Origin of the sequence: Pseudomonas sp. Pse35 (genome assembly GCF_024519715.1) — a bacterium.
Classification (GTDB): Bacteria; Pseudomonadota; Gammaproteobacteria; order Pseudomonadales; family Pseudomonadaceae; genus Aquipseudomonas; species Aquipseudomonas paracarnis.
Window position 1 is genome coordinate 21,508 of the sequence record NZ_JALJRP010000047.1, and the last position, 11,760, is coordinate 33,267.

Annotated in this window: 9 protein-coding genes; 2 read left to right on the forward strand and 7 right to left on the reverse strand. The window is 59.1% G+C overall.

Going from position 1 to position 11,760, the window contains the following annotated elements; all coding sequences use genetic code 11:
• Positions 1-304: 304 nt before the first annotated feature.
• Together OC445_RS25330 and OC445_RS25335 are read left to right on the forward strand one after the other, a co-directional pair.
• A complete protein-coding gene (locus tag OC445_RS25330) occupies positions 305-2,572 on the forward strand; it encodes an S-type pyocin domain-containing protein (protein WP_054897113.1) in 2,268 nt (755 codons plus the stop codon).
• Position 2,573: 1 nt separating this feature from the next.
• Positions 2,574-2,828 (forward strand): bacteriocin immunity protein, encoded by a 255-nt coding sequence (locus OC445_RS25335; RefSeq protein ID WP_054897112.1) that lies wholly within the window; start codon positions 2,574-2,576, stop codon positions 2,826-2,828.
• A 143-nt stretch (positions 2,829-2,971) separates the two neighbouring features.
• Here the strand turns inward: OC445_RS25335 and OC445_RS25340 are convergent, their stop codons facing one another.
• From OC445_RS25340 to OC445_RS25370, 7 genes are read right to left on the reverse strand one after another with little or no spacing between them, the layout of a single operon-like run.
• Positions 2,972-3,973, reverse strand: coding sequence for a PleD family two-component system response regulator (locus OC445_RS25340; protein ID WP_054897111.1), 1,002 nt, complete (start codon positions 3,971-3,973; stop codon positions 2,972-2,974).
• A 52-nt stretch (positions 3,974-4,025) separates the two neighbouring features.
• On the reverse strand, positions 4,026-5,036 hold the full coding sequence (locus OC445_RS25345) for a chemotaxis response regulator protein-glutamate methylesterase (protein WP_034126508.1): 1,011 nt from the start codon (positions 5,034-5,036) through the stop codon (positions 4,026-4,028).
• Positions 5,033-7,312 carry a hybrid sensor histidine kinase/response regulator gene (locus tag OC445_RS25350; RefSeq protein ID WP_198791161.1) on the reverse strand — a complete coding sequence of 760 codons (2,280 nt, stop codon included), beginning with the start codon at positions 7,310-7,312 and terminating at the stop codon, positions 5,033-5,035. Before OC445_RS25350 ends, OC445_RS25345 begins: the two co-directional genes overlap by 4 nt.
• Positions 7,309-8,010 (reverse strand): chemotaxis protein CheW, encoded by a 702-nt coding sequence (locus OC445_RS25355; protein ID WP_034126506.1) that lies wholly within the window; start codon positions 8,008-8,010, stop codon positions 7,309-7,311. The genes OC445_RS25350 and OC445_RS25355 overlap by 4 nt, the downstream gene beginning before the upstream one ends.
• Entirely contained in the window at positions 8,007-9,269 is a 1,263-nt protein-coding gene (locus OC445_RS25360) for a CheR family methyltransferase (protein ID WP_127882179.1), read from the reverse strand. The genes OC445_RS25355 and OC445_RS25360 overlap by 4 nt, the downstream gene beginning before the upstream one ends.
• A complete protein-coding gene (locus OC445_RS25365) occupies positions 9,266-9,778 on the reverse strand; it encodes a chemotaxis protein CheW (protein ID WP_034126504.1) in 513 nt (170 codons plus the stop codon). Before OC445_RS25365 ends, OC445_RS25360 begins: the two co-directional genes overlap by 4 nt.
• Positions 9,778-11,400 (reverse strand): methyl-accepting chemotaxis protein, encoded by a 1,623-nt coding sequence (locus tag OC445_RS25370; RefSeq protein ID WP_014717193.1) that lies wholly within the window; start codon positions 11,398-11,400, stop codon positions 9,778-9,780. Before OC445_RS25370 ends, OC445_RS25365 begins: the two co-directional genes overlap by 1 nt.
• Positions 11,401-11,760: the final 360 nt, after the last annotated feature.

Below are 11,760 nucleotides of genomic sequence, written 5' to 3' on the forward strand. Positions count from 1 at the left end.
ACAAATAATTTGAAAATCCAAATCAGAGCCTGCCTAAAAGACCACAAACCAACCCACTCCAATAAAAACAAACAATTAGGTTTCTAGCCAAATCATCCCAAGACTCAAGTGATAAACATACAAGAATATAAATACATCAGTTTCAGAACCGTCTTACAAAGCCTCCTACACACATAAAATCAAATCAAAACGCCATCAGTTTTTTCTTTCTTCCCTCTCAAATAAGTTCGATCAAAGCGCCTGAGTTTTTTTCTTCAGGACGCACAAACTCTAACGATCACTCTCATAAAAATGGAGAGGCCCTATGGCACAACAAGGGTGGCAGCCAGGACAACCTTTAGAACTCAAGCCGACGATAATTACCGCAGGGAGACGAAACACTTATTGGGGTGGTGAAGGCGGAGGCTACGTAGGAAGTGGAGATGGCTGGGGCCTTCAAGAAGGGCCACGTCGAGGTGAAGGAGACCGTAGCCGCTTCAAGCAGTTTGACTTCCCTAGCACCACCGCCGATTTCATTGGAGAGCAAAAGTACAATCAATCCTTGATTGACGCGGAGTACAGCGCACGGTTCGCAACGCTCACTACTGAAACTGAACGCGAACTCGCAGAGAAACAGCAAGCCGCGAAAGCTTCACAGCCGCTTACAGAAACAGCCTCAGCCGTTCTCGATCAAAAAATCACACTTGAAATCATCGGCGCGAAAAAAACCAAATACGCCAGTACTGCGCCACTCATCTATGGGCTCTATGATCAAAGCCCTTTTTACCTGATGGAAAACTTAACTTATACAAAGCTACGTGAAACGCTTGCCTCTTCTGACCCGATAAAAAATCTGGGCGATGCCTACACACTTTACGACAACGTCTGGAGGGCCGCACAAGAACTCAAGGCTCTCTCGCTCTCCATAGACATTCTGACTAAAAAACTTTCAGGGTTGGCAAAGGCCCGGCAAACGCTGGAGGCCAATTTAGCCGAACATGATCCTGGCTGGGCAAATTTACACAATGAGTATCTGAAGGTCATTGCAGATGAGTTGGAAATTCAAGTGCAGTTGCTGCCGGAATATTTGCAGGTGGAACTCGCCTCTCTTGCCGGTTCGGTCGTTGGATTGACACCCGGCCAGACCCTCATGCTTTACAAAAACACGCTGGACAAAATGATCGAAGAAACGATGGCAGCGATCAAACCTATTGACCCACCGTTAGCCATAAACCGGAACGGGTTGATGATTTACTATCCCGCAGCCAACCCACGGGTTACACCGCCACTGAGCAAACCCGAGCTTGAGGGACTCAAACAGCTTATTTATCTACAGCAGAATACCGCTCTTGGGGTGAGATGGCTCAGCCATCATGACTTTGTGCTGAAGTCAGAGTCCGCGCGGTTTCTTGCCAACGCCTCCAATGCAATCAGCGACCTCGCAGAACGTGCGCAGCAGGTAGCAACGGCCCAAGCGCGTATTGAAGCGGTAAGAGTAGCCAATACCTATCGACTGTCGGGCACTGCTGCTGCGACTCAAGCGATAGTCATGACCTCAGTCGGAACTATCGCTACAGCAGAGGGGGTTACCGTCACGCTGCGAGCCGCTATTGGGGCAGCAGTGGCCGCATTGACGGAATTGGCCGCCAGTACCGCGAGTGGCTTGATGGTCGGTGTTTCAGCGCTGATCTATTCTCCCAAACTCGCGAACGGAGAACTTCCAGAGCGTTATGCGCTTGGCACACCGATCTCAACCTTGGTACCAGGCCTCGACGAGTCGACGATAAGTTCGGCAGTCAACGGCACAATCGACCTGCCGGTTCGAATGAGTTCGAGGACGGCCGCAGATGGGCGGTCAGAAGTTTTTGTGGTCAACACCGATGGTGCAAGCGTGCCTTCCAGGGTCAAAGTGGTTACTGCGACCTATGATCCTGGGCAGAAGGTATACACCGTCACGACAAGTGACATTCCACCAAGAACGTTGATTTGGACACCTATTTCCGCTCCTGGAGATAGCTCAACAACGCTGCCACCGGCCCCGCCTGAAACGCCCGTCTATGCAGGCGCCGACACAATTCCAGTCGAGGGTAGGGTTGACAGTTTTCCAGCCGTTGTTGAAGCTGGATTTGACGACTTCATCATCGTTTTCCCGGTCGATTCTGGCCTGCCTCCAATCTATGTCATGTTCAGGGATCGGCGTGAAGATCCCGGAATCGTGACAGGCAATGGGCAATCTATAACCGGCTCTTGGCTGGGAGCGGCCTCCCAGGGTGAAGGAGTCCCTATACCATCGCAAATTGCCGCAAAACTGAGAGGTCAAGAATTTAAAAACTTCAAGGCATTTCGTGAAGCCTTCTGGAAAACGGTTGCTAGCGACTCGGAACTGGCTAGTCAGTTAAACCGTCAAAACCTAAGAAGAATACTAAACGGCAAGGCGCCCTATACTAGCGAACTAGAACATGCTGGAAAATCTAGTAAATTCGAACTTCACCATAAAATATTCATTTCCCAAGGCGGAGAAATTTTCGACATCGACAATATCCACATAGTCACTCCAAAACTTCATAAGCGTATTCACGGCAAAGGTAATTAAGATGAAAACCTCAATTTCCGAGTACACAGAAAGCGAATTTTTAAAATTTGTAATTTCTCTTTGTGATGCGAGTGCTCGCTCTGAGGAAGAAGATGACGAAATGCTATTAGAATTCAAGCGACTTACGGAGCATCCTGATGGGTCAGACCTCGTCTATTATCCAAGAAAGGGTAGAGAAGACAGTCCAGAAGGCATTGTAAAAGAGGTCAAAGAGTGGCGCGCGAATAATGGCAAGCCTGGATTCAGAATAGAATAACGCCGTCCTGCCCCCTGCCATCGGCTCTACAACGATGGCAGATTTCTTAGCTCAAAAACTTTCATATGTAATCAATTCGGATGAGTACGAAACTCAGGAGTGCAAGGGGGAAGTCCCCCTCGCACATTGAAGTTGGCCTCTAATTACTCGATACCAACCTGATTACGCCCATTGTTCTTGGCCGTGTACAACCCCTTGTCCGCCGCCATGATCAACTGCCGACAGTCCGTACCCTGAGCCGGCGTCAACGTCGACAGCCCGATACTGATGGTCAGGCTGGCACCTTCAGCCGGGGCGATGTGCGGGATTTTCAACGCCGCCACCGCCATGCGCAGTTTTTCCGCGACCAGGCGTGCGCCGCCCGGCGAGGTGTTGGGCAGGACCAGTGCGAACTCTTCGCCACCGTAGCGCGCCGGCAAGTCCGAAGGGCGGCTGCTGGCATCGCGAATGGTGGCTGCGACTTTGCGCAAGGCTTCGTCGCCCTCGACGTGGCCGAAGCTGTCGTTGTAGGTCTTGAAGAAGTCCACATCGATCATCAGCAACGAGAGTTGGGTCTGGTCGCGCATGGCGCGGCGCCATTCCAGCTCCAGGTATTCGTCGAAGTGACGGCGGTTGGACAGCCCGGTCAGGCCATCGGAGTTCATCAGGCGCTGCAGCACCAGGTTGGTGTCCAGCAACTGTTGCTGGCTGACCCGCAACGCGCGGTAGGCCGCGTCGCGCTGCAACAGGGTCATGTAGGAGCGCGAGTGATAGCGGATGCGCGCTACCAGTTCGATGTTGTCCGGCAGCTTGACCAGATAATCGTTGGCCCCGGCCGCAAAGGCCGCGCTTTTGATCAGCGGGTCCTCTTTGGTGGACAGCACGATAATCGGGATATTCGCGGTGGCCGGGTGATTGCGGTACTCACGCACCAGGGTCAGGCCGTCCAGGCCCGGCATCACCAGGTCTTGCAGGATCACCGTGGGCTTGATGCGGATCGCCTGGGCAATCGCCTGGTGCGGGTCGGCGCAAAAGTGGAAGTCGATGTTCTCTTCATGGGCCAGGCCACGCCGCACGGCTTCACCGATCATGGCCTGGTCGTCGACCAGCAGCACCATGGCGGCGTTTTCGTCGGTCTTGAAGTCGTCGAGCTGTAAATCATTCATGTGCAATCACCTGAATTACTACCTGCAAGCCAGCACGGCGGGAGATTTTTGTTCATTTTGCAAAGACCTCCAGCAATCGGGGCGCAATTCTATCCAGTGGGCGAATTTCAACAGCAGCATCAATCGCCGCCGCCGCTTTGGGCATGCCATACACCGCCGAGCTCTGTTGGTCCTGGGCGATGGTCAAATATCCTTGCTCACGCATCAGCTTGAGGCCCTGGGCGCCGTCGCGCCCCATGCCGGTGAGCAAGACGCCAACGGCGTCACCGTTCCAGTAGCTGGCGACGCTTTCGAAAAACACGTCGATGGAGGGCCGGTAAATCTCGTTCACCGGCTCTGCGGTATAGGCTAGCGTGCCATTTTTCAACAAGCGAATATGGTGGTTGGTTCCGGCCAGCAATACCACGCCGGGTTGAGGCGGCTCGCCCTCACAGGCCAGGCGCACCGGCAGGCCGGAAGCGCTGCTCAGCCACTCGGCCATGCCGGCGGCGAAGACCTGGTCCACATGCTGTACCAGCACGATGGCGGCGGGAAAATCCCGGGGCAAACCCTTGAGCAGAACTTCCAGTGCCGCCGGCCCACCAGCCGAAGAACCAATGGCCACCAGCCGTTGACGCTTGCCGGTGACCCGCTGCGGCGGGGTTTCGGCACGCACCCGCGTGCCGCGCTGGCCGATCAGCCAACCAATATTGAGGATCTTGCGCAGCAGGGGCGCGGCCGCATCCTTAGGGTTGCCAACGCCCAGTGCCGGGGTGTCCACCACATCCAGGGCGCCGTGGCCCATGGCTTCGAATACGCGGCTGACGTTGGCCTGGCGGTCGACAGTGACGATCACAATCGGGCAAGGCGTGTCGGCCATGATCTGCCGGGTGGCCTCCACCCCATCCATCACCGGCATGATCAGGTCCATCAGGATCAGGTCCGGGGTCAGCTCGGCGCAACGCTGTACCGCTTCCAGGCCATTGCTGGCCACCCATACCACCTCGTGGGCGGGCTCGTAACTCAGGGCGCGGCGCAAGGCCTCCACCGCCAGGGGCATGTCATTGACGATCGCAATCCTCATGCCCGGGCGCCTCCAATCAGTTCAACCACGGCGTCGAGCAAGGCGTCGTCATGGAAACTGGCTTTGGCTAGATAATAGTCGGCCCCGGCGTCGAGGCCACGGCGGCGGTCTTCTTCACGATCCTTGTAGGAAACCACCATCACCGGCAACGATTGCAGGCGACTGTCACGGCGCAAAAGTGTGACCAATTCAATACCGTCCATGCGAGGCATATCAATATCAGTGATAAGCAGGTCGAAGTCCTCAGAGCGCAATGCGTTCCAGCCATCCATGCCATCGACCGCAACAGCGACTTCATAACCACGATTGAGTAATAATTTGCGTTGCAGCTCGCGCACCGTCAGTGAGTCGTCCACCACCAGCACACGCTTGCGCGGCGCTTCGGTGGCCTGCTGGCTGCGCCGGGCAATGCGCTCCAGGCGACCGGTGTTGAGCAATTTATCCACCGAACGCAGCATGTCTTCGACATCGACGATCAACACCACCGAGCCGTCATCGAGCAAGGCCCCGGCGGAAATGTCCTGGACTTTCCCCAGACGATCATCCAGCGGCAACACCACCAGGGTGCGCTCGCCGATAAAACGCTCCACGGCAATCCCGTACACGGCATCGCGCTCGCGGATCACCACCACCTTCAAGGTATCTGTCGGGCTCTGCCCCGGCGGGCGCTGCAGCAACTGGCTGGCGGCAACCAGGCCGACGTGCCGGCCCTCATGCCAGAAGTGCTGGCGGCCGTCCAACTGCACGATGTCGTCGGGCGCCAGGTCGCACATGCGTTCGATATGCGCCAGGGGAAAGGCATAGGCTTCTTCGCCGACTTCCACCACCAGGCTGCGCACCACCGACAGGGTCAACGGCACCTCAAGATGGAAGCGGCTGCCCTGCCCCGCCGTCTGCTCCAGCACCACCGCGCCGCGCAGTTGACGAACCATATGCTGCACCGCGTCCAGGCCGACCCCGCGCCCGGACACTTCGGTGACTTTGTCGCGCAGGCTGAACCCTGGCAAGAAGAGGAACGTCAGCAGTTCCTCTTCACTCAGACGCAGGGCCGTTTCAACCGGCGACAGATGGCGGTCGACGATGGTGCCGCGCAGGCGCTCGAGGTCGACACCGTTGCCGTCATCGCTCAATTCCAGCACCAACAACCCGGCCTGATGGGACGCACGCAGGCGAATCAAGCCTTCCGCCGGCTTGCCCGCCAGCACGCGTTGCTCAGGGGTTTCGATGCCGTGATCGACCGCATTGCGTAATAGATGGGTGAGCGGCGCTTCGAGTTTTTCCAGCACGTCCCGGTCGACCTGGGTCTTTTCGCCCTCAATCTCCAGGCGCACTTGCTTGCCCAGGCTGCGACCTAAGTCACGCACCATGCGCACCTGCCCGGCCAGCACATCGGCAAACGGCCGCATGCGGCAGGCCAATGCGGTGTCGTAGAGCACCTGGGCGCGCTGGCCGGCCTGCCAGCCGAACTCATCCAGCTCGGCGTTTTTTTCCGCCAGCAGGGCCTGGGCTTCACTCAGCAGGCGACGGGTATCGGCCAGGGCCTCCTGGGCTTCCAGGTTCAGATCCAGCGACTTGAGCTGGCCGTCCAGGGCATCCAGCGCACGCAAGCTGTTACTTTGAATGCGCTTGAGGCGTTGCAGGCTGGCCAGGTACGGCTTGAGCCGCTGGGTTTCCACCAGGGATTTGCTGGACAAGTCCAACAGACTGTTCAAGCGCTCAGCCGTCACCCGCAGCACACGCTCGCCGCCTTCGGTCATGCGCTTGTTCTGGCGCGGCGCGTCACTGCCGAGCGGTGGCGCAGGCTCCAGCTCGGGGTCCAGCAGCAGCGCGTCAACCCGCGGCGCGGGGATGGGCTCGGGTTTTGGCACGGGCGTGACAATCGGCTGCGAGGGATCGAGCAAGCGCTCCATCAGCGCTACGTACGCCTCGATATCCGTCGGCCCCACATCGTTGCCCGGGGTGGCGATACGCATCAGCAGATCAGTACCTTGCAGTAATGCGTCGATATGTTCAGGTTGCAGATACAGACGGCCTTCCTGGGCGCTGACCAGGCAATCTTCCATGACGTGGGCCACGCTGACGCCGGCATCCACACCGACAATCCGCGCCGCCCCTTTAAGTGAATGCGCGGCGCGCATGCAGGCTTCGAGCTGGTCGGCCTGGGTCGGGTTGCGTTCCAGCGCCAGCAGGCCCGCGCTCAACACTTGGGTCTGCGCATCAGCCTCCAGGCTGAACAGTTCCAACAGCGAGGCATCGCGCATCTGGTCGGGGGTCATGCGAGGCTCCGGGTCACGGCGGACAACAATTGCGCTTCGTCCAGCCAACGCAGGCTGCGGCCTTTCCACTGCAACACGCCTTGGGTGTAGCGTGCGCTGGCCTGGGTGCCGGACACCGATGCGGCCTTCAAGGTGCGCTCATCGATGGCATGGATGCCGTCTACTTCATCCACCGGCACCACGACCGGGCCGTCCTGGGCAGCGATGATCAGCATGCGCGGCATGATCCGCCCGCCGCTGGCGCCGGCACTGGTGCTGTCCAGGCCCAACAGTTCCACCAGTGACAGGCACGCCACCAGCGCCCCGCGTACGTTGGCCACGCCCAGCAGCGCTCGGGAACGCTGGTGCGGCAGCGAGTGGATCGGCTGCAACGGCGCCACTTCCACCAGGCAACGGGTGGCGATACCGAGCCATTCTTCGCCGAGGCGGAACATCAACAGCGAACGGGTGACCACCTCGTTATCCGCTTCGGCAGTTGCCTGCGCGTGATGGTCGTCCTGTTGCAGTGCGTAGCGGTCGAGCAGGCGTGTGGCGGCGGCGGAATACACCGAGCAATTGCGGCAGTGGATATGCTCGGCCAACAACGGGCAGGACTTGTCGCCATGAATACCGATGCGGTTCCAACAGTCGTCAATGGCTTGGGTATCGGTCAGCGTCAGGTCCAGGCCTGCGGTGTCGAGCGCGTCAGGGCTACTCATCGTTTGGACTCACTGTCAGCTCGCTCGCTACGGGCGGCGCGTGCCTGAAGACGACGCGCGCCGGCACTGTCACCCTGGGACTCGAGCAACGCGGCCAGGTGCATCAGGGCCTGGGGATGCTGCGGTTCCAGATACAGGGCTTTTCGGTAATACCCTTGGGCCTCCAGGGCACTGCCAGCCACATCGCTGAGCAGCCCCAACCAGTAAAACACCTGGGCGGCCGGCGGGTGACTGCTCAAATACCGTTCGCAGGCCGCTCGGGCCTCGGCACTTTTGCCCTCGTTGGCCAGGGTTGCGATCTGGCTGAGCAAATCCCCGGCATCGGTAGTCACCACTTTGACCGGTGGCACGTTGGGGCTGACGGTGCTGAACGGCCGCGGCTTGAGCGGTATCGGCGCCGCCCTGCGCTGCGGTAGCGGCGCGGGCGTCGGTTTGACCACAGGTGCAACCGGCGGGGCCGGTTCTACATGCCGACTGAAGGCGAAGGACTGCGGCACACCGATGGAGCGCATGCCGTGACGCCCCAGCAGGCTGCCCTCGGCCGGGCCGATAAACAGCACACCGTCTACGTGAGTCAATGCCTTGAGCACATCAAAGACCTGTTTCTGGGTCGGCTGGTCGAAGTAGATCAGCAAGTTGCGGCAGAACACAAAATCGTAGGTTGGCTCATTCGCCAGCAGTGCCGGGTCCAGCAAGTTGCCGACTTGCAGGCGCACTTGTTCGCGCACCCGGTCGGCGATGCGGTAATTACCTGCGTCTTCAGTGAAGTGACGGTCACGAAACTCAAGGTCGGCGCCGCGAAACGAGTTCTTGCCGTACACGCCCCGCCGCGCGCGCTCCACCGACAGCGGGCTGACATCCATGCCCTGCACTTTGAACTGGTGGGGCGCCAGGCCCGCATCGAGCAAGGCCATGGCAATCGAATAGGGTTCTTCGCCCGTCGAACACGGCAGGCTGAGAATACGCAGGGCGCGCAGCTGATTGATCTCGGCCAGACGCACCTGGGCCAGGCGGGCCAGGGTTGCAAAGGATTCGGGATAGCGGAAAAACCAGGTCTCGGGGACGATCACCGCTTCGATCAGCGCCTGCTGCTCGTCATGGGAGGTTTGCAGGTGTTGCCAGTAAGCCTCCGCCGACTGCGACTGGGACGACTGGCAGCGCTGGCGCACCGCGCGTTCGATAATCGCCTCGCCCACCGAAGCGACGTCCAGGCCGATGCGTTCTTTCAAAAACGCGAAAAACCGCGGGTCATTGCTCATAGGCTCAACTCGGCGGAAAACAGCAAGGCGCGCACTGGCGCGGTCAACAGATCCGCAACGCCAATCCACTGCATCAAGCCCTGGGCATCTTCACGCACCGGCCCCAGGTACGGCGCCTGCCGGTTGTCCAGGCCATAGGGCTGGAATTCGGCGGGGTCGCAACGCAGGGTGTCGGTGGCCTGTTCCAAAATCAGCCCCAGCCAACGCGCCTCACTCCAGGGCTGCGGCTGGTAATTGACCAGCACCAGGCGCGTGCTGGTACGCGCCTGGGCCGAAGTGCCGAACGTCAGGGCGCTCAAGTCGATGACCGGCACCAGCACCCCACGATGGGCGAAGATACCCGCCACCCACAAGGGCGCTTGGGCGATAGGTTTGAGCGCCAGGCGCGGCAGCACCTCGGCCACTTCCGTAGCCTTGAGGGCAAAGCGTTCGTTGCCGATGCGAAACACCAGAAACAACGCCTTTTTCGCTGCCGGGACGGCACCGCGTTTAGCCGCGAGTTCGCTCATCAGACTTTGAAACGCGAGACGCCGCTGCGCAGACCGACCGCAACCTGGCTCAGTTCATCAATGGCAAAGCTGGCCTGGCGCAGGGATTCGACGGTCTGGCTGCTGGCATCGCCCAATTGCACCAGCGCGTGGTTGATCTGCTCGGCACCGGTGGCCTGGGCCTGCATGCCTTCGTTGACCATCAGCACCCGCGGCGCCAGGGCCTGTACCTGATGGATGATCTGCGACAGTTGCTCGCCCACTTGCTGCACCTCAGACATGCCGCGGCGCACCTCCTCGGAGAATTTGTCCATGCCCATCACCCCTGCCGACACCGCCGACTGGATCTCACGCACCATCTGCTCAATGTCGTAGGTCGCCACAGCGGTCTGGTCGGCCAGGCGGCGCACTTCGGTGGCAACCACGGCAAAGCCGCGCCCGTACTCACCGGCTTTCTCAGCCTCGATCGCAGCATTGAGGGACAACAGGTTGGTCTGGTCGGCCACCTTGACGATGGTGACTACCACCTGGTTGATGTTGCCGGCCTTCTCATTGAGGATCGCCAGCTTGGCGTTGACCAGGTCGGCGGCGCCCATCACCGAGTGCATGGTTTCTTCCATGCGGGCCAGGCCCTGCTGGCCAGAACCGGCAGCCACCGAGGCCTGGTCGGCGGCGGTAGACACCTCGGTCATGGTGCGGACCAAGTCCTTGGACGTGGCGGCAATTTCGCGGGAAGTGGCGCCGATTTCTGTGGTCGTGGCCGCTGTTTCGGTAGCGGTCGCCTGTTGCTGCTTGGAGGTCGCGGCAATTTCGGTGACCGAGGTAGTGACCTGTACCGATGAACGCTGCGCCTGGGACACCAGAGCAGTCAGCTCGGTCATCATGTCGTTGAAGCCGGTTTCAACCGCGTTGAATTCATCCTTGCGCTCCAGATTCAGGCGCTTGCTCAGGTCGCCGGTGCGCATGACTTCGAGGATTTGAACGATGCGCTGCATCGGCGCCATGATCGCGCGCATCAGCAACAGGCCACACAGCGCGGCGGCGAGAATCGCCAGCAACAGCGAGACGCCCATGCTGATCTTCGCGGCCGCTACCGCATCATCGATGGCGGCGGTGGCGTTGTCGGCGACCTGCTTGTTTTCGTTGATAATGTCATTGAGCTTCATGCGGCCTGCGGTCCAGGCGGGGGTCAGTTGCTCGTTGAACAACCTCAGTGCTTCGGCGGCGTTATTGCTCTGATGGGCCGCCAAGACCTGGGCGAGAATCTGGTTGTAGCTCTGGTGCAGTTTTTCGAAGGCATCGAATTCGGTGCGATCCTGGGTGATATTGATCGTCCCTGCGTAGCTGGCCATATGTTGCTCAAGCCGAGCCTCGAAAGACTTGTAGTCCTGTTTGTCGGTTTCGGAAATGCCCTGGTTCTCGTGGATCCCGACCAACTCCTGGGTCTGCAGGTAGCTGTCGACCCAGGCGCTACGAATCATGGAGCTGAAAAACACCCCGGGCACCGCATCGTCCCGCACTGAGTTTTCGCTGATTTCGATTTTCAGCAGGCGCGAATACGAGACCACGACCATCAGCAGCATGATCGCGATAATTACCGCAAAGCTCGCCAAAATCCTTTGGCGCAGGGTCCAGTTCTTCACAGTAATTCCTCGCAGGGCCATTCAAATGGAGGGGAGTATAGCTGAGCGGCTGCGCGCTTTTATCAAGGCTTTTGATGTGCAGTGCACAGAATGCAGATGTGCTCGCGTTGGCCACAGCTATCTACACAATTTTGGTACGGCGCTGGACCTGTGGCGAGGGAGCTTGCTCCCGTGACGGCCTGACAGCCGACGCCTACCCACCTGCCCCCCCACGATCTGAATGTGGGAGCTGACTTGCCTGCGATGGCGGCCTGACAGTCAACACAGCTGGATTGTGTACATATCCATTCCTGCGGCAATGGCCGCTTAGGGTTCCGCCCTGACGGCGGCTCACTTTTGAAAAGCGCAAAAGTAAGCAAA